The sequence below is a fragment of the Stenotrophomonas sp. STEN030 genome, assembly GCF_056759995.1.
On record NZ_JBRREB010000063.1, the window covers coordinates 1 to 23,025 of the forward strand.

Consider the following 23,025-nt stretch of genomic DNA (forward strand, 5'->3'; position numbering starts at 1 on the left):
CGGCTCGTCTGTCGGCTGGTACCCGCAGATATCATGTTGACGGTCCCTCCACCCTAGCTCTTACATACCTCGTAGGAGCCGGGAGGAACATACAAGCCATGCTCGGCTGGGCATTACCGGGAAAGCCTCTGCCGAGCATGGCTCGGCACTACATGTACGGAGTGCTGGGAAAGCCTCTGCCGAGCATGGCTCGGCACTACATGTACGGAGTGCTGGGAAAGCCTCTGCCGAGCATGGCTCGGCACTACATGCGCGGAGTGCTGGGGGGTTCACCCCCGTTATCACGGACACTTACGAGAAGGCCGACCGAGGCCTTGAGGAGTGTTCATGTCGAAGCGAAGGAAGTTCAGTGCAGAGTTCAAGCGTGGCGCAGTTGAACAGGCAAACCATCCCGGCGTCAGTTGCGCCCAAGTAGCACGGGAATTGGGGATTCGGGACACACTGTTGACCCGCTGGAGGCGTGAGGCCCAGAGCCAGGGCCCAGTGGCCTTTGTGGGTACGGGCACGCCCCGGGACGAGGAACTGGCCCAGCTCAAACGAGAGCTGGCACGGGTGAAGAAGGAACGGGATTTTTTGCGAGAAGCGGCCACGTTCTTTGCCAAGGGATCATCCTGAGGTATCAGGTGATCGAACGTTGCCGCGATGCGTTCCCGGTTCGACTGATGTGTCGGTGCCTGCGGGTATCGGCCAGCGGCTATTACGACTGGAGCAAGCGCCTGGCCAGCCCCCGTCAGCTCGACAACGAGCGCTTGCTCGGGCGCATCCGTGAACTGCACGAGGACAGTCGTGGCGTGTTGGGTGCAGGCCGGATGCGGGAAGACCTGGTTGATGATGGGGAATCCGTCAGTCTTAATCGCGTGGCTCGATTGATGGCGGGCGATGGCTTGCAGGGCTGGCCGCGGCCCAAGCGTCGCGGCCAGCGTAGCCGGTCTGCGCTGACGCCCCCGGGCGTGCGTAACTGGTTGGAGAGGGACTTCACTGCGCTGGAGCCAGAAACTAAGTGGGTCACCGACATCACCGAGATCAAGACGCAACAGGGCAAGCTGTATCTGTGTGTAGTCGTGGACTTGTTTGACCAGCGTGTCGTGGGCTGGTCGATGCATCACCGACAAGACCGGCAGATGGTGATTCGAGCGGTGCAGATGGCTGTCTGGCAGCGCCAGGGCCGCCATCTGGTAATCCTACATTCCGATCGTGGCAGTCAATTTCGAAGTGGCGATTATCAGAGCTACCTGAAAGCCAATGCGCTGGTGTGCTCGATGAGCGCGGTCGGACATTGCGGCGACAACGCTGCATGCGAAGGTTTCTTTGGCATGCTCAAGCGCGAGCGGATTTACCGAATGAGCTACCCAACACTCGATGCGGCAAAAGCCGATGTGTTTGAATACATTGAGCGGTTCCACAACCGCCGGATGCGACGGAGGACCGCTAAGCGCGATCTGAAGTTCTCAACCCTTTCACAACCGTCCGTGATTTCGGGGTAGAACCCGGGAAAGCCCCTGCCGAGCATGGCTCGGCACTACGCGGGGCTTAGTCCTTGGTGACGCGATTGATCTCGGCCAGACTGGTAGTGCCCTGCGCCGCCTTCAGCAACGCCGACTGACGCAAGTCATTGATCCCGATCTTCTGCGCGGCGGCAGCAATATCCATTGCATTGCCGCCCTCCAGAACGATTGCCGCAATGTCGTCAGTCATCGGCATCACCTGGTAGATACCAGTACGGCCCTTGTAGCCTTCGGTGCACTCATCACAGCCCACCGCTTCGAACAACTGCACGCCCTTGGCGACCTGCTCGCCGGTATAGCCTTCAGCGAGCAGCGCATTTTCTGGCAACTGCTGCGGACGCTTGCAGTTGCTGCACAGCCGACGCGCCAGACGCTGCGCAATAACCAGCGTCACCGACGAGGTGATGTTGTAAGGCGCGATACCCATGTTCATCAGACGCGCGATGGTCTGAGGCGCATCATTGGTATGCAGCGTGGACAGCACCATATGGCCTGTCTGCGCGGCCTTGATCGCGATTTCAGCGGTCTCAAGGTCACGGATTTCGCCGACCATGATGATGTCCGGATCCTGTCGCAGGAACGAACGCAGCGCCACCGCAAAAGTCATGCCGCGCTTGTTGTTCTGCTGCACCTGGTTGACGCCAGGCAGACGGATTTCCACCGGATCCTCGGCGGTAGAGATATTGCGGGTATCGTCATTGAGGATGCCCAGCGCGGTATACAGCGACACCGTCTTGCCTGAACCAGTCGGGCCAGTGACCAGCACCATTCCGTAGGGCTTGTGGATCGCCTCCAGGAACAATTTCTGCTGGTCTGGCTCGTAGCCAAGTTTGTCGATACCCAATTTTGCCGCGCTGGCGTCAAGGATACGCAACACGATCTTTTCGCCGAACAAGGTCGGCAAGGTACTGACGCGGAAGTCGATCTGTTTGGTCTTGGACAGGTTGAGCTTGATGCGACCATCCTGCGGCACGCGCTTTTCGGCGATGTCCAACTGCGACATGACCTTGAGGCGCGCGGCGATACGCTGATTCAGCTTGACCGGCGCCTTGGCCACCGTCTTGAGCAGGCCATCGATACGGAAACGAACCCGGTAATCATCCTCGTAGGGCTCGAAGTGGATATCCGACGCGCCCTTGCGGATCGCATCCACCAAGGCTTTGTTGACGAATTTGACGACAGGCGTGTCGTCGCCCTTTGCATCGACGCCGGTATCACCACCGCTCCCCATGTCCTCATCGCCGGCAGCGACGTCCAAGTCGCCCATGCCTTCATCGTCACCACCAAGACCGTCACCCAGCGACTCGTTGCTGGCCAACCAAAGAGCCAAGGTCCGGCGGATCTGCTCCTCATCAACCAGGATAGGCTCGACCACCAGGTTGGTCTGGAACTTGATCTCATCCAGCTGCTGGGTCGGATTGCTGGTGCCAACGAACAACTTGCCGCCGCGTTTGAACAGCGGCAACACATGGTGCTTGCGCAGCAATTCCTCACTGACCAGTTTCATCGCGCTCTGGTTGGTATCGAACACCGACACATCCAGCAACGGCATGCCGAATTCCATGGCGTTGGCTGCCGCCATATGCGCCGCGCTCACCAGCTTCTTGTCGGCCAACCACTGCGCCAACGGCACCTTGGCATCCCCTGCCTGGGCCATGGCGGTGCGGGCCACGGCCTCCTCCAAGGCACCGTCCTGAACCAATCGGCGGGCAATGCCGGTGATTCCGACCAAGTTTGCGGTGGCAACGTTCATAGAGGCTTCCCCTGAAAACAGGCTCCCAGATTACCTCAAGCCTCCATAAACCGGCAGTACGTCCGCACCAAGACGACCAACCCGGCTACTATGCCAGCGGGGAGAACTACAGGTAATCAAACGTGTGTGAATTAAGCATCATCCTGCCTGCAAAGAACGAGGCCGAGGGGCTGAAACGGACACTGCCTGCCTTAAGGGCTGCGTATCCGGCTGCCGAGATCATCGTTGTCGATGACGGTTCAACCGACCAGACCGCGACAATCGCAGGGGAACACGGCGCCAACGTGCTGAGCAGTCCGTATTCCATGGGCAATGGCGCGGCAATCAAACGCGGCGCCCGCGCCGCCAACGGGCAGATTCTGGTGTTCATGGACGCCGATGGCCAGCATAGCGCCAGCCATATCGCGCAACTGCTGGCCAAGCTGGAAGACGGCTATGACATGGTGGTCGGTGCCCGCGACAGCAGCGGCCAGGCTAGCCGTCACCGCGGCTTGGCCAATGCGTTCTATAACAAGCTGGCCAGCCATATGACCGGCCACAAGATCGACGACCTTACCTCGGGCTTCCGTGCGGTTCGGGCGGACAAGTTCCGCGAGTTCCTGCACCTGCTGCCGAACGGCTTCAGCTATCCGACCACCAGCACGATGGCGTTCTTCCGCAGCGCCTATCCGGTGGCTTATGTACCGATCCCGGTAGCCAAGCGGGTGGGCAACGGCAGTCATATCCGGCCGATCAAGGACGGCATCCGGTTCCTGCTGATCATTTTCAAGATTGCGACGCTTTACTCGCCGATGAAGTTGTTTGGGCCGATTGCTGCGGCGTTTTTCCTCACCGGGCTGGGATATTACGGCTACACATTCTCGACCATGCATCGCTTCACCAACATGACAACTTTACTGTTCAGCGCAGCTGTAATCATATTCTTGATCGGCCTGATCTCTGAGCAGATCACCAACCTGACTTACCGGCGTGATTCCTGAAACTACACCTGCACGCATCCTGTTGGTCACCCGCAACCTGCCTCCCCTTGTGGGTGGTATGGAACGCCTGAACTGGCATATTGGCGACGAGCTATCGAAACATGCCGACGTATGGATAATAGGACCTAAAGGGGCTTCGATCCAAAGCCCTCAGGGGGTGAAAATAACCGAGGTCCCACTGCGTCCGCTGTGGTTGTTTCTCTTGGCATCAGCATGGCAAGCAATACGTATCGCACATAAATGGCGACCAAACGTTGTCCTAGCAGGAAGTGGTTTAACCGCACCAGCCGCACTGGCGGCAGCTCGCACGACAAACGCGCGGGCCAGCGTTTATCTTCACGGACTGGATGCTGCGGTACGTCATCATATATATCGAGCCATCTGGAATCCCGCCATTCGCAGAATGGATACCGTGATAGCAAATAGCCACCCCACAGCCGAGCTGGCCCGTAATTTAGGGGTAAAAGACTCCGACATACGCATCGTACATCCTGGCGTGCAAATGCCGACATCGCCGCAGTCCACAGATGCACTACAGAATTTCCGTGAACATCATGGACTGGGCAGAGGACGTTTACTTCTCTCAATAGGGCGCCTAACCACCCGCAAAGGACTTCGCGAGTTCGTGCAACACGCCCTTCCCGGAATTATCAGCAACGCGCCTGATGTAACGCTGGTCGTCATTGGAGATGCGCCAACTCATTCCTTGCACGCAGGCATACAGACCAGAGCCAGCATTCAAACAGCCGCCGACGCAGCCGGAATCGGCCAGCACATTCGCTTCCTCGGCGTCATCACCGACCCTTCTGAACTGGCTTGCGCTTACGAGAGCGCCACCCTACATGTCTTCCCGGTACGAAGCATTCCAGCTGATCCCGAGGGCTTCGGCATGGTGGCCATTGAAGCCGCCGCACACGGTCTACCCACTGCAGCATTTGCAACCGGCGGAGTGGTAGATGCCGTCAATATAGGCCAGTCTGGATCGCTAGCACCACCCGGCGACTATAGTGCGCTGCGCGATGAAATAATTAAGATGTTGACACAAAAGAAAGATGACTTGAAAGATGAATGCCAGTCATTCGCGAAAGATTTTGCCTGGCCGATTTTCGGAAGCAAGCTACTTGACGCCACGGGTGCATTAGTTCGAAATGCACCAAAAAAAAGCAGGGGCGACCATGATTAGAAAGGCCCATGCGACCACCGACATGATCTCCAGAGAATTAAAAGCAAGAAAAATAGAAGCGCTATTGAACCTAGACTCATCCTCTGGCCCCCTCCGCATACTGGAGATCGGCACAGGATCCGGCGGCATTGCCCACTACTTTGCAACCCATTCAAGTCTTGAATGCGTGGTAACGGCAGTTGATGTAGAAGACAACAGACAGGTACATGACGGCTACGAGTACGCATTGGTGCATGGCGTCGAATTACCCTTCGGCGACGCTCAATTTGATGTCGTCATCAGTAACCACGTTATTGAACATGTTGGCGGATACGGTAGCCAATTAAAACATCTCAAGGAAATAGCGCGCGTACTCAGCGCACGCGGAACCGGGTATTTGGCCGTGCCGAATCGCTGGATGCTGATCGAGCCTCACTATGCACTGCCCTTTCTCAGCTGGCTACCCAAACGCGCCGCCGACCGCTACCTCGCGCTGTCCGGACGCGGCGAAGAATATGATTGCACGCCACTTCAAAATCATGAACTACACGCTCTTCTGCGCAGAGCAGGGCTTCATTTCCAGCACCGAGAATTCGACGCACTGCAAGCCATCAATGCGATTGAGCCGGCGAACAAAATGGCTAGGTTGGCTTCACAACTGCCTCAACGCCTATTCAGAGTTTTCACGCCGTTCCTGCCAACCTTCATCTGCACACTGAATCATCGGAGCTCCAACCATGGCGGCCACTAAACCTGCCGTATGGTTTCTGGCTATCCAAGCCGGAACCGGCGCTGATGTGTTCACCGAACGCTTATCTGCTGCGCTTAACTCTATTGGCATTCAAAGCAGGGTTACTTGGCTGCCACATCGCGCCGAGTATCTCCCATGGTTAACCCCCCCCCCAACCTCCGTCGTGGGCTAACATCGCTCATATCAACACTTGGCTGCATCGGCGCTTCATCCCCGCACAGCTTCCGGTTGTAGCCACGATGCATCACGTCGTACACGATCCGCACTTCGCGCCATTCAAACGCCTATCACAATCGCTCTATCATCGTTCTTGGATAAAAAAAATCGAAAAACACGTCGTTGCACGTGCAGATCGAATCAGCTGTGTCAGCCAATACACGGCAAATCAGCTATCCAGCTGCTTCGGCAAGACGGAAGCTACTGTAATCCATAATGGCCTAGATCTATCACTCTTCCAGCCAGCATCCAGCCGCGAACCATCCAGCACCTTTCGGCTTGTCTACGTAGGTTCATGGTCGAGAAGAAAAGGCAGTGACCTGCTCCCCACCATCATGGAGAGACTCGGTACAGGCTTCGAGTTGCGTTATACAGGACCGCCACGCCCAATGCCCGCGAACTGCATTGCACTCGGCAAGCTTGACACTACAGCGCTGGTAGAACTCTACAACAACAGCGACGCCCTCCTTTTCCCAAGCCGCCTCGAAGGCTTTGGTCAAGTTGCCGCCGAAGCAATGGCCTGCGGACTTCCTGTCGTTGCAGGAAAGAATTCTGCACTCCCAGAAGTTGTCATGCATCAGCGCACAGGCCTGCTAGTTGAACACGACAGCCCACAAGGATACGCCGATGCGATTCGGGAACTCAGCTCCAACAAGGGTCGCTGGCTAGAAATGTCCTTAGCGGCAAGAAAGCATGCAGAAGCCAATTTTGACATTGAAGAAATGGCCGAGTCGTATGCAAAAATCTATTGCCGACTGATCGAACAAGAGTAAATTTACGCCGAATAACCACGCCCGCCCTTTTCCGATGGACAAAGAATGGAGAATCTGAGGCGCGCCAGCACCACATCGAAGGTGCCACCACATCGATCAATTCACCCAAGAGCGGATATTACGCACGAATTAGCAGTCGCATCCGTCTCAAAAAAATAATTGATGAAATCTGCAAAATGAATGCCATCGAAAGAATCGATGGCACTATTGAAACGATGCACGAAACACGTCGAATTGACGCAGATGGCGCTTAATACACACCCAACCTTCATTTAATCCCGGTTCGCGCAACGCGGCTTTGGCCCATTAACGAAAGAGTGGCAGGCCCATAAATACCACACGAAATGTCGTCATAAGATGATAAGTCGCTAATTCTCACCCCACCCATTTCTGCACTCTATCGAGTTTCTTCATTATTCCCACCATCAACCAACAACCTTTCAAACAAGTTCACTCTCAGTGCGTCCATAAAACCCGCTCTTCAAGCAGGGAAAACACCCAAGGCGAAACTCATATCAAACATCCACGCCTATGAATAGCGATTAGCTATAGCGCTAGCCTCACTTTGCTTCTTCGCAAGCAGGAATGCGCTTTCGAAATTCCCGCGATCCTCGGTATCAAGAAACACCTCAACTTCGACAAAGCCATTTTCCCGCAGTAGACGCAGCAACGCGACTAACGGGTAGACATGGAGCTGCATAGGTTGTTCGAATACCGGGCGCTTTCGAAAAATATTTCTCAACCAGTTCAATGGCTTAAATACGTAACGAAGGCGAACGATCGCCCTCAACCAAGGGTTCGCATTGCACGATGTATAGACCTGGAAACCGACGTATCCCCCCTCACAGATACGACCTGCCATTTCCCTGATAAGGCGCATGCCGCGCGCCATTGGAATGTGCTGCAGCACCAGATATGAGTGAAAAAAATCCACTCGCTCAGGAACTTTCGATAGTGAATCGTCAGAAAGTACGGGACTTAGATTGGTGACGCCATAGCTCTTACAATTCCGCTCTACCTCCATCAACATCGAAGGAGACACATCAACCGCGATGACCTGATCACTGGTGCGCGCCAACGGAATTGCCAAGCGACCTACACCGCACCCCAAGTCAACTGTTACACCAGGACGCCACGCCCGGCCTTCACGGCGCTCTATAGCTCCAAACAAAGCTCGTACATGAGCCACACCGGATTCAAAAAATTCGGCGCGGGTAGCGTCATCAAGATTCCCCTCACCGAATTGCGGCAAGCTGAGCACTCCAAAGTACGGAGAATTTGCCCCCCAACGCTCCCAGTCACGATCTGTCCCCATTGTCGACCTCACCTTTCGCTTCAAAAATCTGAATCGCATTAGTCTCGCGTTGCGTCAGGAGAAGCTTGATCACCAGAACGCTACTGATCAATGCCATCCCCCACTCAGAAAATGCCAACGCAACGACCATCCCCATCGTACCCATATACCATGGCAAAACGACCCCCGCGCAGATTAGAGTTGCGATCCCAAAAAGCTCTGCACCCACTCGCATCCAGGGCCGCCCAAGCGCTACTAGTACGCTGCCCGATACCAGCCGCAGAGCGACCCCAGGTATAACCAGGCACATACTCCTGAGCACGTCACCGATACCAGAATAGGGAGCGCCCAAAAGAATATCGAGCCAGCCGGCACCGACCCAGAGCAAAACACCCAACACTGCACTGTACAGCACCGCAATCATCGCCATCAGCGCTACGAGCCGCCAGAGTACTGGACCGACAGATTCTTTAAATAGTCGTGGCAACGCAGAAACCACCATCGCCATTACGGGCAACACACCGGCAGCCATGATCCTCGCAGCAGCGGCGTAGAGACCAGCGTCATAAGCAGTAAGCGAGCGCACGGCAACCGCCTTGTCCAGTTCGGTTGGACCATTCCGGGATAGCTCAGTTGCAGCGTACCCACATGCTTCCACCCATTCCTTACGACTAGGCAGCCGCCATCGATGAGCAGGAACGACCTGAACGCTCGACCGCGCGATAGCAAGCGCGATTGACGTGGCGAGCAAATACGCAACAGCGTAAGCCGAAAGCGGCGAGTCAAAAGACGCAAGAACGACAACACCCGCCGCCAACGTACGCAACGCCAGCGGCAGCACCTGCAGCAACTGCGCCCGTGCAATTTCACCGCGACCGTGCCGTTCCGCGGCATACAACACCAAGAGCGGCTGCATTACCAACTCTGCCAAACCAAGGGCCAACAACGTGCCAACGCCAAACGCCGACTCGGGAAGAACAAGCAGACAGAGGGGAGCAAAAAATAGAAGTAAACCCGAACCAACCAGCAACACTGCCGGCGCCGCATAGGGCAACACTTCCACCTTCTGCCCGCCCGCGCCGGTGAAGGCCCTCATCTGCATCAGCGGCATGCCGCATCCCGCGACCGCACCAAGAAAGATCGCCAAACCCATCACGCCCGAGAACGCCCCATAAGCGGCCGGCCCAAGAAGATAAGTCACCAGAAACAGAGTCAACGCTTGTAGGACCAGCCGTAGAGCGAACACAGCCGTGGTCCTCAGCGTGGCACGCGCGATCGGCCCCTTCATTCAACTCCTCATGCAGACCAGCCAAGACCGATTCCGATGCGATTTTAGCTGATCAAGAGGGGCAGTTGCTCGCCGATTGCAGCACTGAGATACCTCACGACAACCTCGGCGGGCTGAAGCCCACCGAATCCGGCAAGTATCACGAGCAGGAAACCCTCAATTTAGCCTGACATTGAAATTCGGGGAGTCATCAACCTCAGGAACGAACACGACTTGCACCGGGCGGTAAAGAGATTGATTTCTTCTCCCATCATCTCGCTCATAGGCATCTCCTTTGGGAGAATTTAACACCCGAGTAACTTTCCAGTTATCCATTAGAACCAAGCTACAACCAGCTGACCAGCGAACTGCATCGTGCTGACATATGCCTAAGCATATTCGGCAGACCCAGAAAATCGCCAAGAGCCCAGCCCTACAATATCCACCCCACACTGGCTGCAGGAAAGTCCTTCATACCCAAGATACGCAACCGAATTTCATCCAGCCCTAGACCGCACAAGAAACGCAGCCAGATCCAACGTCACTGGAGTTCGCAGTGGCCACTACCCGTATTGCAGTCCACATCTTTCTGCAGATCCACATTACCTCGCGCAGAAGAGATAAAGGTGACAGTACGCGGCGTAGCAAAATCACCGACCCCCAACCCGAGATCCGTAGCACTGTCACAGGCATTGGGATCGTAGATCGCTGGAAGCGTGTAATCGGCCATATTGACCACAGCACCGCCCATATAGGCCCTGGCTTCCGCGAGACATGCCGCATTCGCCGAGCGCTGCGTGTAGTTTCGGTACTGCGGCAGTGCTATTGCCGCAAGAATCGCAATAATCGCCACCACAATCATCAACTCGATCAGCGTAAAGCCGCTCTCGCTCTGTTTCATGACATATCCCCTTTGAAAGAATCTGCTGGGCATGACGCAAGCCATGTCGACATCTCTGCGATATGGCAGCAAAAATCGCGCCAACTTTTCGAAACTGCGACCGCTAATGTGCGCTCCAGCACATTAACCACGTAGCGCCGTCGAACAAACGCCCCCTTGCATGACCGGGACACCAACAACACCAAATAGACTTCGAACGCACCACCCGGAATGAATTCAAACCCCGGCCAGATCACCATCAACCATTCTTAGTAGACTTCTCCTTTTGAATTGACCTCAAACGCCGCACCCACTCCTTCTCCCCCAACTCGTCCAACCGACGCAGCGTCTCTTGAACCTCAGCATCCTCAGGAGGTGCTACCTCAACCGCTCGCTGCAAGTAAAACAACGCATCGCCAGGCCGATGACTTTCGTTATAGACATAAGCGGCCATCCTAAGGTAAGCGTGGGAATTATAATTCCCTCGTCGCCCCAGAATTTGAAAAGTTTCCAGAGCCCCTTCTTCGTCCAATGGGATGCCCTTATCCAAATTATCCAGCGTAACCAGCGCGATTTTCGCTACGCCCACCGTAACCGCCTCCTTACGCAACTGGACAAGAAGCCTATTCCAGTCTTTGGAATCAGCATCACCCCTGATGGTTTTAATAATAATTATATTTGACAATATAGGCGCAGAACCGGCCGCCCTCGCTCCATGCTCGCAAGCATCCAGTGCATAGTGCAGCCAAGGACTGTCAGCATTGCCCCCACTGCGCTCAAAATAGTCCCCGCATAGCGCGAGCCACGCACGCGCAGAGCGCGGGGCAACATCCACACCGTACTGTGCAAACCGCTGCGGCTCCGCCCAAGCATGGGCGCGCAGCATGGTTGCAGCGCCCTCGGCAGACAGTAGCAAGGCAACCACAATCACAACCAGATGCGCACGAATCGCAAACCGCGCAATAAGCATTGCAGCAACATCAACCACGGCGAACAAAATACCAATCAGAGGAAAATGATTGCGATGTTCAAAGGCAAGTTCCAGGTTGATGACATTACTAGTTATGAAGTGACCAGCAAAAAATAGAAATATTCCAAACGCAAATAGAGGCCGCCGGCAACGCAAACGCCAAGCAAAAACCAACAAAAAAACTATAAAACCCCAAGCCAAAAGGGTACTCAAAGGCTGCAGCCAACCTCTTGAAACCAAAAAATCATCATAATAGAAGGAAAACATGTCCGGCAAAGGTAGCATTATTTGCCCAAGGTACATCACCAGCACCCGCCCCTGGGTCAACAACCGCTCGTAACTGGAGAAATTTCGCGAGGGATACGCCTCCCAACTCCAGTAATGCGGCACCACCACAAATAAATAAGCAGCCACGCCAAGCACTGCCAGCCACAAGTATCCATAGCGCAGAAGCTTCGCTAACCGAGGCTGCGCAGCCGCAAACTGCAGAACCGTCAACTCCAGTATCAATATATAAAGCGGCAACAAAACGGCATCTTCTTTACTGGCCAGCCCCAGCACCCAAAACAAGCACACCAGCACAGCATAGCCCGTGCTTCGCACACCCTGTAGCTGAGCTTGGCGCATGCACAAATATGCCCATAGCCCAAACACCATGAACAGAGAAACCAGCGTTTGCATACGCTGAACCACATACAACACCGATGAAACCTGCAATGGATGGATAGCCCACGCCAACGCTACGGTCAAAGCACCAATAGCCGCATTCCGCGGAGTCCAACCAATGATCAATAGAAGTCTTCGAGAAAAAAGTGCCAACGCGAACACAGTCAGCGCATGGATAGCCAAATTCGTAGCTTTGAAAACCGCGGGATCCAACCCGCCGCGCAGATGATCCAATGAAAAACTCAGCATTGAGAGCGCGCGCGACCCATTGCCCGGCTGGAAACTATAAGCCGCATAAAGCAGGTTATCCATTCCAAATTCAGTCACGTGGAGCGACCGATTTTCAACAATATTTGGACCGTCGTCGAAAATGAAGCCACCAGGAAGTCCTGGTAGGAAAGCACAGATCGCCAGCACAGCAATCAGGGCTACCCAGACTAGAAAGCGATGCGGCGACGCGACCATTCGATTTACCCACCAAATTTCGGATGAGGCTTCGCTCACCACTACCGCAGAGAACAGAAGAGAAGAATTACTTGTCTTGATAAACGAAAAGCGCCTTTCGGCGCCTTTCGTGAACAAGCCCCAAGGCTTTATTCGGAAAACTTACGGAGCCTCAAGTGCGCAGGAACCGCTGCCGACGTCGCACTTGGTATCCTGCTTCAAGGTGGTGTTACCACGACCTTGTGCAGTGAACACAACGGAGCCGCCAGTGGTGTTGTAGTTTGCGGTGGTCAGATCGGCGATATCCGCACTAGCACAGCCACTTTCTTCATAGTCCGGCGCTGACTTGTTGTCAGCCAGATTGGCCACAGCAGCACCCATGTAAGCCTTAGCTTCCGCCAAGCAAGCGCCATTGGCCGAACGCTGGGTGTAGTTACGGTACTGCGGCAGCGCGATGGCGGCCAGAATGGCAATGATCGCGACCACGATCATCAGTTCGATCAGGGTAAAGCCTTGCTGCTTCTTCATGAGTACATCCCCTAGAGGTGTGAATTGTGAACATGGTTACAGGCGAATGCCTGCCCCGCACGGGGTTACAAAGCAGGTTACGTGCCAACTAGAGCAACACCCCCTACTCCCCGGCACAATGATGGCAGCATCCATGAATAAGGGAAGCCCCCCACCCAAAAACCCTGATCGACACCACAAGATGCCCCTTTGCGTCACATTGTGACCGACTTTCGCACGCCCTGCCCGCCAGCCCAGACCCACAAGGGCGTGACGCCGATCGCCAAAGTCTTCACAAAGGGGTGTGCCTAACGGTAAGCGAACCGCTACCATGCGGACTGGTGTCCGGGCTGGGGAAGCTTGGACGGGGAGAAAAAAGTGGCCGTTACCCGCAACGCAATCAAGAACGATACAGCTGGGCGCAGCACCAGCCAGATGGTGCCGTTTGTCTGGGAGGGGACGGACAAGCGCGGCGTCAAGATGAAAGGTGAGCAGGACGCAAAAAGTCCCGCCACGCTGAAGGCGGAACTGCGCCGCTTGGGTATCAACCCAACCATTGTCAAGCCAAAGCCCAAGCCTTTGTTTGGCGCAGCAGGCAAGCCCATCAAGCCCAAGGACATCGCCTTCTTCAGCCGCCAGATGGCGACGATGATGCGATCCGGGGTGCCTATCGTAACCTCCCTGGAGATCATTGGCAGCGGCCACAAGAACCCGCGTATGGCCAAGATGGTCGGCCAGATCCGAACCGACCTGGAAGGCGGCTCTTCACTTTACGAGGCCATAAGCAAGCACCCGGTGCAGTTCGATGAGCTGTACCGGAACCTGGTGCGCGCCGGCGAAGGCGCGGGCGTACTTGAAACGGTGCTCGAGACCATCGCCAACTACCAGGAAAACCTGGAGTCACTGAAGGGCAAGATCAAGAAGGCCCTGTTCTATCCCGCGATGACGATTGCCGTCGCATTGCTCGTCAGCGCGATTCTACTTATTTGGGTCGTCCCCCAGTTCGAGGAGGTATTCAAGGGCTTCGGCGCCGACCTGCCGTTCTTTACCCAGATGATCGTGGCTGCATCGAAATTCCTAGTGGGATGGTGGTGGTTGATGCTCTTGGTTGCAGTTGGCACCGTGGTCGGCTTCATGTTCGCCTACAGACGCTCGCTTTCCATGCAGCACACCATGGACAAGCTGATCCTCAAGGTCCCGGTTATCGGCCAGATCCTGCATAACAGTGCCATTGCCCGCTTCGCCCGCACCACGGCGGTGACCTTCAAGGCCGGTGTGCCCTTGGTTGAAGCCTTGGGCATTGTTGCCGGCGCCACCGGTAGCAGCGTCTACGAAAAAGCCGTTCTGCACATGCGCGACGACGTTGCCGTCGGCTACCCGGTGAACATGGCGATGAAGCAGGTCAACATCTTCCCTCACATGGTGGTGCAGATGACCGCTATCGGTGAAGAAGCCGGCGCCCTGGACACGATGCTGTTCAAGGTGGCTGAGTACTTCGAGCAGGAAGTGAACAATGCCGTGGACGCGCTGAGCAGCCTGATCGAGCCGATGATCATGGTATTCATCGGCGTGGTCGTGGGCGGCATGGTCATCGGCATGTACCTGCCAATCTTCAAGCTGGCCTCGATTGTTGGATAATTAACGTATGGCATTTCTCGACCAGCATCCCGGCCTCGGCTACCCAGCCGCGGCCGGACTGGGACTGCTGATCGGCAGCTTCCTCAACGTGGTGATCCTGCGCTTGCCCAAGCGCATGGAGTGGCAGTGGAAGCGCGATGCGCGCGAAATCCTCGAACTGCCCGACATCTATGAGCCGCCGCCGCCGGGCATCGTGGTGGAGCCCTCACACTGCCCGCACTGCAAGCACAAGCTGAGCTGGTACGAGAACATCCCGCTGTTCAGCTGGCTGATCCAGCGCGGCAAGTGCCGCCACTGCCAGGCGCCCATCTCCATCCAGTACCCGATCGTAGAGCTGGTTACCGCGCTGATGGTGTTGGCCAGCGTATGGCAGTTCGGTTTCGGCTGGCAGGGTTTTGGCGCGATCGTACTGAGCTGCTTCCTGGTGGCGCTGTCCGGCATCGATCTGCGCACCCAGCTGCTACCTGACCAGCTCACCATTCCATTGATGTGGCTGGGCCTGATCGGTAGCATGGACAACCTGTACATGCCCACCAAGCCCGCGCTGATAGGCGCCGCGCTTGGCTACTTGTCACTGTGGACTGTCTGGTGGTTGTTCAAGCAGATCACCGGCAAGGAAGGCATGGGCCACGGGGACTTCAAGTTGCTGGCGGCGTTGGGTGCTTGGTGCGGGCTCAAGGGCATCCTACCGATCATCCTGCTGTCGTCGCTGGTCGGCGCCATCATCGGTTCGATATGGCTGTACTCGCGCGGCCGCGACCGTGCGACGCCCATCCCGTTTGGCCCCTATCTGGCCATCGCCGGCTGGCTGGTCTTCATGTGGGGCGACCAGATGATAGGCAGCTATATGCGACTGGCAGGCTTTCAGCAATAAACGATCGCAAGCGACAATGGCCCTTCAAGGGCCATTGTCGTTTTGGAGTCATTGCATGAGCAGCTTCATCGTTGGACTGACAGGCGGCATCGCCTCGGGCAAGAGTGAAGTCAGCCGGCGCTTCGAGGCCCTGGGCATCACTGTGGCCGATGCGGATATCGCCGCGCGCGAGGTGGTGGCGATTGGCAGCCCCGCGCTTGCGGCGATTGCCGAGCTGTTTGGCAGCGAGGTTCTGCAGGCCGACGGCAGCCTGAGCAGGGCTTACCTGCGCCAGCGCGTGTTCGCCAACCCCGATGAACGCCGCGCGCTTGAGGCCATCACCCATCCCGCCATCCGCGCCCGTGTGCGCGGCATTTGTGAGGAGTCGACCAGTCCTTATGCGATTGCAGCCATTCCGCTGCTCACCGAAGCTGGCGGGCAAGCGAGCTACCCTTGGCTGCAACGTGTTCTGGTGGTGGACGCACCGGAGGAGGTGCAACTTGCGCGCCTGCTCAGCCGCGACAGCATTGATGCCGCGCTGGCGGAACGGATGATCCAGGCGCAGGCCAGCCGCGCACAGCGCTTGGCAGTGGCGGACGATGTGATCGTCAATGATGGCCATCCGGATGCGTTGCAGGCGCACATCGAGGTGCTGGATGCACGTTATCGGGAGCTTGCCGGGGCGGCAGGGCGACGCAAACCAGACGTGGATAACGGTCCGCGAAGCGGGTGATACCCCGGCCTGTTGTTTATTTGTGGGTGCGGTTTACGCGGGTATGCTGCCACCACCCACACCTCTTCAACCTTTTTTGTGCTTGCTTCGGGGCTAACGCCGCTCCTAAAAAAAAAATCCGATGCCGGCGATCCGGCATCGGATTTCTGGTGACTCGAATGCTTGAATCAGCGGCATTGCGCTGGCAGGAGGCATTCTGCACCCGCTCCGATCAGGGCGGCTCAGGCGAAAACGTCAGCGTTGCGATCACACCACGCTCCTTGCCTGGTCGAATATCCACCTGCCAGCCATAGAGCGCACAAAGCCGGCTGACAATGGAAAGACCGATACCGCCGCCCTGCGAATGCCCCGCATGAGTGCCGCGATAGCCGCGCTGGAACAAGCTGGCGGCATCTTTCTCGCTCAAGCCTGGACCGTTGTCGATCACTTCCACCGCGTTGCTGCCCACTCGCACCAGCACCCGGCCTTCCTGCGAATATTTGACGGCATTGCCGATCAGATTGCCCAACGCCACTGACAGCGCCGACTCCGGCGCGTCGATCACCAGCTCGCGCGAGCCTTCCAGCGCCAGCTCCAGCGGCTTGCCACCGAGCTGGGCACGGTGCGATTCCAGCAATTGCTCGGCAACCCGAGCGACGTTGCTGCTGCCTTGTGCGCGCTCATTGCGCGACAACAGCAGCAGCGAGCCGATCAAGTCACTGCATTGCTGCTCGGCGCGTTGGATGCGCTGCAGACGCTGCAGCACTTTTTCATCAAGACTGGGGCGCGCCAACAGCAGCTCGGTAGCACCCCGGATCACCGCCAGCGGCGTGCGTAGTTCGTGGCTGACGTCGGCATTGAACTCACGGTCTCGCTGAACCACTTCGGTTAGACGTGCCGAATAATCATCAAGCGCCTCGGCCAGCTGCCCTACCTCATCATCGGGAAAGCGCGGCGCGAGCGGTTCTGGATGCGTGTTACCACCGCGATAGGCACGCAGGCGTGCCGCCAGGTCGGACACAGGCCGCATCACCCGTGAGGCAGACCACCAACCCAACACCCAGGAAAGCAGACTGAACACAACGACCGAGAAGAACAGCGCGCGCTTGAGCTGCTGCTCACCCCGGATGCTTTCTGTCATGTCGTAAGCGAGGAAGAACCACGCATCATCCGCCTTACGAACCGCTAATTTGTAGGCGAACGGCACCCCCGTCTCGTCAATACCACTTACGTTGTGGTTGCCGTTTGGCAGCGCCGCCCATTCCGGACGCTCCTCGCGCACCCGATCGAACTTATCCTTGGGATAGAAATACCCACGGATCTGCTGCACGGGAAAATCCGGATTGCGGGTCGGATCAACGTAATAACGCCGAGCGTACTCATCGATGTTGCGATTCATCACCTCTTCGACGAGCTGGTTCTCCACACGCATCCGCGCCCAGTTCGTGGCAAACGCAAAAAGTGCCGTCAGGCAAAAGCCCAACAGCACAAACGAGACGATGATGCGGCTACGCAGGCGGCGACGGTAACGCCCCCGCTTGCGAACAGGCTCGGGTAATGCAGATTCAGGCATCGGGTGCGGAGATACGGTAACCAATGCCGTGACGGGTCTGGATCATCGGCACTTCAAAGGGCTTGTCCACCACCGCACGCAGGCCATGGATATGCACGCGCAGCGAATCCGAATCGGGCAGTTCCTCACCCCAGACTCGGGTTTCCAGCTCCTGCCGGGTAACCACCGCCGGCGAGGCCTCCATCAAGGCCTGCAGGATCTTCAGCGCAGTCGGGTTAAGCTGCAACAGCTTGCCTTGGCGGCGCACTTCCAGGGTATCCAGGTTGTATTCCAGATCACCTACTTCCAGCACGCGGGTGTGCGCACCCTTGCCGCGACGCGAGAGTGCATTGAGCCGCACTTCCACTTCCTGCAGCGCGAACGGCTTGATCAGATAGTCATCTGCACCGGAGTCGAAGCCGGCCAACTTGTTGTCCAGCGAATCGCGTGCGGTAAGCATCAACACCGGCGTCTGCTTGCGCGCATCGTTGCGCAACTTGCGGCAGACCTCGATGCCATCCATGCCTGGCAGGTTGAGATCCAGCACGATCGCATCGAACTCATGCACCACTGCCAGGTGCAGGCCGGTCACGCCATCGGCGGCGAAATCGACCGTGTGCCCACGATCCTCAAGATAGTCACCAAGGTTGGCGGCGATGTCGCTGTTGTCTTCGATTACAAGAATGCGCACGTGTGCGGTTACCTTCGATTTATAGGAGTAACAGGCGATAGCTGCCCGTGTATGCGCGGAATTACAGCATAGTTCGCGTTAACGCCCTGCGCCCCTGCCATTCGAACATACACCTGTTGCCGCTAATCAGTTGCCCAAAGTGCTGCTCCGCCCGCCGCCCATGAAGTCCCGCTTGACTGTGTCCTGACGAATACGTTCGCGCTGAGCAGCGGTCATGCACTGCCGGGTGGTCCTGTTCGACCCCATCGGCCGCTCACGCGTACAAACCAGACGGCTGTCAGCGCGGGCTTTGGCAAGGGCCGTATTGATCAACTCCTGATCCCTGAGCGCAGCCCCCTTGCTTTCTGCCGGCAGCGCATTGACGGCTCCCTCGCCAACAACAACCGATAGCCGGTCAAGGGCTGCCAGCACATTGTCACGCTCAGCTGGAGCAATTTCTGAATAGACCTCACCAGCGGACAGTTCCGAGCGCACCTTTGCCTGTTGCACCTGGAAAGGCACGTCAGGTAGCAACGGCACCCTTGCTTCGCCAGCCAACGCTATAGAGGGAAACAACACCAGGGCAAACAACGTCAGCTTACGCACCATACCGCCTCCATGTGATTTTTCGCACTCTAACCCCAGCTCACGCACTCAACAATACTTTCCAAAAAACAAGGCCCCGACGGAAACCGCCAGGGCCTTAAAAATTCCCGATCACCGGACCCACTGAGGAGGGCTGGGCACAGTGGAAACAGGCTAGGGCCAGCCGGATTAAAGGCTTGTTAAAACCATGCAAAGAAATTGCATCCCCGGTCTCAACGCTTGAGGCTGGTCACGTATTCGATCATGCGCCCGGCGATATCGTCCCCCGAGACCCCCTCGATCCCCTCCAGCCCCGGGGTGGAATTTACCTCCAGCACCAGTGGCCCGCGCTTTGAGCGGATCAGGTCCACGCCGGCAATGCCCAGCCCCAAGGCCTTGGCCGAGCGGATCGCCACCTGCTGCTCGGCCTTGCTGCAGACCACCCGTTCGGCAACGCCGCCGGCGTGAAGATTGGAGCGGAAGTCCCCTTCCTGCGCCTGCCGGCGCATGGTCGCGACCACCTGATCGCCCACCACTAGGCATCGCAGGTCCGCGCCTTGGGCCTCGGCAATGAACTCCTGCACCAGGAAGTTGGCGTACAGCCCACGCAAGGCCTCGACGGTGCCCTTGGAGGCACTGAGCTTCTCGGTAAGGATCACTCCCCTGCCCTGCGTGCCCTCGCTGAGCTTCACCACATGCGGCGGCGGCCCCAGCATCGACAGCAGGTCGTCGGTATCGTCAGGATTGTCGCCGAACACGGTAACCGGCATGTCGATGCCCTTTGCCGCCAGCAGCTGGTGCGCGCGCAGCTTGTCGCGGGCGCGCAGGATCGCATCGGATGGATTGGGGGTGCGCGCGCCCATCATTTCGAACTGGCGCAGCACCGCCGTGCCGTAGCGGGTGATCGAGGCGCCGATACGCGGGATCACCGCGTCTATCCCGGTCAGCGCCTTGCCCTTGTAATGCATGCCGAAGCCGCTGGAGGTAATGCGCATATAGCAGCGCAGCGGGTCGAGAATGCGCACGGTATGGCCGCGAGTGCGTGCAGCCTCGACCAGTCGGCGGGTCGAATACAGCTTGGTGTTACGGGAAAGAATGGCCAGTTTCATCGCGGCGGGATTGATCAGTAGGCGCGCAGCATATCGCGACGTTACCGCATCCGGATGATCTGAATCAGGGAGTTCGTGCCAGCCGGCATGCCCACGTGAGCCGGCATGCTGCCGTACCCAGATCGAACCCGTCAATCCGCCGGATATGGAGCGGGCGAAGGGAATCGAACCCTCGTCAGTAGCTTGGGAAGCTACAGCTCTACCATTGAGCTACGCCCGCTTTGGCGAGGGTGAAGTCTATGCGTGACGCCGGGACAAAGCAACGACCCGGCCTGTGCAGGAAGCAGCGGTTGAACGCGGCGCTTAGCCAGGCCTGAGCACTATTCGACCGCGGTTTGAGCAGCTGTTCCACACGCACTTGAATCACTCCAGCAAACAAAAAGAGGCGATGCCGCATACGCGGCACCGCCTCCCACACACAACACCTGGTTACTTGCTACTGCGGAAACTTAGAAGCTGCCGCCAAAGCTGGCGAACACGGTCGCATCACGTGCGGACTTCTGCATCGTGGTGGTGCTCAGGCCGATATTGCTGTCCAGACCCCAAAGCTTGATGCGGGCACCCAGCACCGCGGTGGCGTAATTGCGATCGAACTCCAACCCCGGCACCTTATACATGCCGACGTCAGCCATGGTCTGCAACCAGGCGCCGGCCTGCTTGCCGTCTTCGAACTCATGGTCATAGGTGACCTGTACGTACGGCTTAACGTTGCCGCCATCAAAGCGGGCCTGCCAGCCGATGCGGCCAACGGTCGAATCCAGGTCCTGGTCGCCATAGCCCAGCGCGGTGGCACTGGCATTGCTTTCCACGTAGCCATCCAGCTTCACCTTCTGCCAGACCACGCCGGCCACTGGACCGTGGCGGAAGCCGCCAGCCTGACCGAACTCATAGCCCGCGTTGATTGCGGCGGTCAGGTTGCTGCCGTCCGGCGAGCCCTTGTGCTCACGGGTCGCTGGGCCGAGCTGCACTTTGCGGGTCACGTCGTACCCCAGCCAGCTGTAGCTCACCTGGCCATTGACCCAGGCGCGCTCGCCGTACCAGCCAGCGAACAGACCCAGCGTGGTGTCGTCCTGGGTGAAGTCGCCCTTGCTGTTGCCGAAGTCGGCGTCCATGCGGCCGTAGCCGGCGAAGCCGCCCAGCACCATGCCATCACGCGCCCAATCGACGCCGAACAGACCGGCCGGCGCCATGCCGTCATACAGATCGGCATGGTCGTAGCGCTGCATGTCACCACGCACATTGCCCCACCAGCTCAGGCCATCGGCCGGACGCGCGCCCAGATGCGCGCCAACCTGATCGGCACGGGCGCGGCCGGTGGTCTGCGCCGAATGGCTCAGGACCTGCTGCAGGCGCGGCGCTTCCAGCACCGAGATCGTGTACTGGCCGAGAATCTGATGGGCCGCAGTGGTCGGATGCACACCATCGGCGAACACATAGGTGTTGTTTGCATTCGGCGCCACCAGGCTCAGCGGTGAGCAGGTCAGCGACGAGGCCGAGGCGCAGGCCATGTTGCTTACATTGGTGAAACCATAGGTTCCCGGATTGGCGACGATTTCCTGCAGGATGGTGAAGGTGTCCACCGGAATCACCTGCAGCCCTGCCTGCTTCAGCCCGCCAAACAGGGCGTTGTTGTAAGCCTTGGCCAGCGCAGTGCCCTGCGCCATGCCGACAGCACCACCGGCGCGGGAGGCCGGGGTCAAACCGATGTCCGGCAGGGTCGGAACCACCACGTATTGGGCACCGGCGGCCTTCAGCGTGCCAACGATGCCGATCTGGTCGGTCACCGCCGCGCCGATGATGGCCTGCGCCTGGGTTGGCGCAGCCTGCACCGCAAACAAATCATTGGCGCCGCCCCACACCGTGTAAAGAGCATTGGCATCTGCCTTACCGCCGTTGGCCGCCAGGTACTTGGTCATCTGGCTTTTCATTGACGGCGTTGCGCCCAACGCGCCCACCGTATCCACACCCACCCGGGCGCCGCCAACAGCATAGTTGTCGCCGGTCTGGCCATTGCCGTTGGGGCTGGCATTGGTGCCGTACTGCTTGGCTACGTAATCCGCCCACACCCAACCCGGGTTGGTGGTGAAACGGCCCACCACGGCAGCATTCGGATCCAGCTGCATCAGCACCGGACGGAAGTAGCCGGTATCGGTCAGGCTGTCACCGAAGAACACCGTCTTGGAATACGGCGACTGCGCCATGGCCGGCACTGCGGCCAAGGCAATGGCGACAGCCACGGCAGCACGCAGCGGGCGAAGGGAAAGAGACATGTTGAACTCCTGGGTGAGGGAAAACGGACAGACATACGCCGCCGCACGTTGTTATGTTTTCATTACCGCGTAAGACACACACGCTGCGCCGCCGCAAACTGTCTGCCGGCTGGGCTTTTGTGGCTGGGCTGGCGAGAATGGCGGCATGAACATCCATCTGAATGGCGAACCCCGCCAGCTGCAGCCCAGCCTGACCCTGATCGAACTCTTGGCCGCCGAAGGGCTGGCCGAGCGCCGCGTGGCGGTTGAGATCAACGGCGACATCATTCCGCGCAGCCAGCATGCGAGCCATCTGCTGCAGAACGGCGACGTGGTGGAGATCGTGCACGCGCTGGGCGGCGGCTGAGCGCAACGCCGGATCGCAGGTAGTGGCGGGGGCATCGCGCGCGCGGGGGGGGGGGGGGGGGCGCAGCGGCCCACGGAGCGGGGCGAGACGTGAGAGGGGGGCGGGGGGGGGTGCGCGACACG

Annotated in this window: 20 protein-coding genes and 1 tRNA gene; 9 read left to right on the top strand and 12 right to left on the bottom strand. The window is 57.9% G+C overall.

Annotation, left to right across the window (positions count from 1 at the left end):
* Window positions 1-327 precede the first annotated feature (327 nt).
* A protein-coding gene (locus ACVOLR_RS17525) for an IS3 family transposase (protein ID WP_481537573.1) occupies window positions 328-1,484 on the top strand; the annotation gives its coding sequence in 2 pieces (ribosomal slippage) (window positions 328-568 and window positions 568-1,484; 1,158 coding nt in all).
* Between the two features lie 46 nt (window positions 1,485-1,530).
* On the opposite strand, the gene pilB is transcribed toward ACVOLR_RS17525, so the two are convergent.
* Window positions 1,531-3,258 carry a type IV-A pilus assembly ATPase PilB gene (gene pilB / locus ACVOLR_RS17530; protein WP_481537574.1) on the bottom strand — a complete coding sequence of 576 codons (1,728 nt, stop codon included), beginning with the start codon at window positions 3,256-3,258 and terminating at the stop codon, window positions 1,531-1,533.
* 122 nt (window positions 3,259-3,380) lie between these two features.
* On the opposite strand from pilB, the gene ACVOLR_RS17535 reads away from it, so the two are divergent.
* The 4 genes from ACVOLR_RS17535 to ACVOLR_RS17550 all read left to right on the top strand — a co-directional run bounded on the left by ACVOLR_RS17535 (window position 3,381) and on the right by ACVOLR_RS17550 (window position 7,140).
* Window positions 3,381-4,238 carry a glycosyltransferase family 2 protein gene (locus ACVOLR_RS17535; RefSeq protein ID WP_481537575.1) on the top strand — a complete coding sequence of 286 codons (858 nt, stop codon included), beginning with the start codon at window positions 3,381-3,383 and terminating at the stop codon, window positions 4,236-4,238.
* Complete coding sequence (locus ACVOLR_RS17540) at window positions 4,228-5,421, top strand: glycosyltransferase family 4 protein (protein ID WP_481537576.1); 1,194 nt, start codon at window positions 4,228-4,230, stop codon at window positions 5,419-5,421. Before ACVOLR_RS17535 ends, ACVOLR_RS17540 begins: the two co-directional genes overlap by 11 nt.
* Window positions 5,414-6,151 (top strand): class I SAM-dependent methyltransferase, encoded by a 738-nt coding sequence (locus ACVOLR_RS17545; RefSeq protein WP_481537577.1) that lies wholly within the window; start codon window positions 5,414-5,416, stop codon window positions 6,149-6,151. Before ACVOLR_RS17540 ends, ACVOLR_RS17545 begins: the two co-directional genes overlap by 8 nt.
* A 182-nt stretch (window positions 6,152-6,333) precedes the next feature.
* Window positions 6,334-7,140, top strand: a complete 807-nt coding sequence (locus tag ACVOLR_RS17550) for a glycosyltransferase family 4 protein (protein WP_481537589.1) — start codon at window positions 6,334-6,336, stop codon at window positions 7,138-7,140.
* Window positions 7,141-7,669: 529 nt separating this feature from the next.
* Here ACVOLR_RS17550 and ACVOLR_RS17555 read toward each other — a convergent pair.
* The 5 genes from ACVOLR_RS17555 to ACVOLR_RS17575 all read right to left on the bottom strand — a co-directional run bounded on the left by ACVOLR_RS17555 (window position 7,670) and on the right by ACVOLR_RS17575 (window position 13,189).
* Window positions 7,670-8,392 (bottom strand): class I SAM-dependent methyltransferase, encoded by a 723-nt coding sequence (locus tag ACVOLR_RS17555; protein WP_481537578.1) that lies wholly within the window; start codon window positions 8,390-8,392, stop codon window positions 7,670-7,672.
* 46 nt (window positions 8,393-8,438) lie between these two features.
* Window positions 8,439-9,722: a lipopolysaccharide biosynthesis protein gene (locus tag ACVOLR_RS17560; RefSeq protein WP_481537579.1), complete on the bottom strand. Its 1,284-nt coding sequence runs from the start codon at window positions 9,720-9,722 to the stop codon at window positions 8,439-8,441.
* A 520-nt stretch (window positions 9,723-10,242) separates the two neighbouring features.
* Complete coding sequence (locus tag ACVOLR_RS17565) at window positions 10,243-10,602, bottom strand: prepilin-type N-terminal cleavage/methylation domain-containing protein (RefSeq protein ID WP_481537580.1); 360 nt, start codon at window positions 10,600-10,602, stop codon at window positions 10,243-10,245.
* A 238-nt stretch (window positions 10,603-10,840) separates the two neighbouring features.
* Window positions 10,841-12,799, bottom strand: coding sequence for a hypothetical protein (locus ACVOLR_RS17570; protein WP_481537581.1), 1,959 nt, complete (start codon window positions 12,797-12,799; stop codon window positions 10,841-10,843).
* 24 nt (window positions 12,800-12,823) lie between these two features.
* Window positions 12,824-13,189, bottom strand: coding sequence for a prepilin-type N-terminal cleavage/methylation domain-containing protein (locus ACVOLR_RS17575; RefSeq protein WP_481537582.1), 366 nt, complete (start codon window positions 13,187-13,189; stop codon window positions 12,824-12,826).
* 357 nt (window positions 13,190-13,546) lie between these two features.
* Between ACVOLR_RS17575 and ACVOLR_RS17580 the strand changes: the two genes are divergently transcribed.
* Genes ACVOLR_RS17580 through coaE form a run of 3 tightly spaced genes read left to right on the top strand, consistent with a single transcriptional unit; the run spans window position 13,547 to window position 16,392 of the window.
* Window positions 13,547-14,806: a type II secretion system F family protein gene (locus ACVOLR_RS17580; protein WP_481537583.1), complete on the top strand. Its 1,260-nt coding sequence runs from the start codon at window positions 13,547-13,549 to the stop codon at window positions 14,804-14,806.
* A gap of 7 nt (window positions 14,807-14,813) precedes the next feature.
* Window positions 14,814-15,680, top strand: coding sequence for a prepilin peptidase (locus ACVOLR_RS17585; protein ID WP_481537584.1), 867 nt, complete (start codon window positions 14,814-14,816; stop codon window positions 15,678-15,680).
* A 55-nt stretch (window positions 15,681-15,735) separates the two neighbouring features.
* On the top strand, window positions 15,736-16,392 hold the full coding sequence (gene coaE, locus ACVOLR_RS17590; protein ID WP_481537585.1) for a dephospho-CoA kinase: 657 nt from the start codon (window positions 15,736-15,738) through the stop codon (window positions 16,390-16,392).
* Window positions 16,393-16,603: 211 nt separating this feature from the next.
* Here the strand turns inward: coaE and ACVOLR_RS17595 are convergent, their stop codons facing one another.
* The 6 genes from ACVOLR_RS17595 to ACVOLR_RS17620 all read right to left on the bottom strand — a co-directional run bounded on the left by ACVOLR_RS17595 (window position 16,604) and on the right by ACVOLR_RS17620 (window position 22,524).
* Complete coding sequence (locus tag ACVOLR_RS17595; protein WP_481537586.1) at window positions 16,604-17,944, bottom strand: sensor histidine kinase; 1,341 nt, start codon at window positions 17,942-17,944, stop codon at window positions 16,604-16,606.
* Window positions 17,937-18,614: a response regulator transcription factor gene (locus tag ACVOLR_RS17600; RefSeq protein WP_057629745.1), complete on the bottom strand. Its 678-nt coding sequence runs from the start codon at window positions 18,612-18,614 to the stop codon at window positions 17,937-17,939. Before ACVOLR_RS17600 ends, ACVOLR_RS17595 begins: the two co-directional genes overlap by 8 nt.
* Before the next feature lie 126 nt (window positions 18,615-18,740).
* Window positions 18,741-19,202 carry a hypothetical protein gene (locus ACVOLR_RS17605; RefSeq protein ID WP_481537587.1) on the bottom strand — a complete coding sequence of 154 codons (462 nt, stop codon included), beginning with the start codon at window positions 19,200-19,202 and terminating at the stop codon, window positions 18,741-18,743.
* Window positions 19,203-19,411: 209 nt separating this feature from the next.
* Window positions 19,412-20,287 (bottom strand): 30S ribosomal protein S6--L-glutamate ligase, encoded by an 876-nt coding sequence (rimK, locus tag ACVOLR_RS17610; protein ID WP_481509140.1) that lies wholly within the window; start codon window positions 20,285-20,287, stop codon window positions 19,412-19,414.
* Between the two features lie 146 nt (window positions 20,288-20,433).
* Window positions 20,434-20,507 (bottom strand) — tRNA-Gly (locus tag ACVOLR_RS17615).
* Between the two features lie 229 nt (window positions 20,508-20,736).
* Window positions 20,737-22,524, bottom strand: coding sequence for an autotransporter domain-containing protein (locus ACVOLR_RS17620; RefSeq protein WP_481537590.1), 1,788 nt, complete (start codon window positions 22,522-22,524; stop codon window positions 20,737-20,739).
* A 178-nt stretch (window positions 22,525-22,702) separates the two neighbouring features.
* Between ACVOLR_RS17620 and thiS the strand changes: the two genes are divergently transcribed.
* Window positions 22,703-22,903: a sulfur carrier protein ThiS gene (gene thiS, locus ACVOLR_RS17625; protein WP_481537588.1), complete on the top strand. Its 201-nt coding sequence runs from the start codon at window positions 22,703-22,705 to the stop codon at window positions 22,901-22,903.
* Window positions 22,904-23,025: the final 122 nt, after the last annotated feature.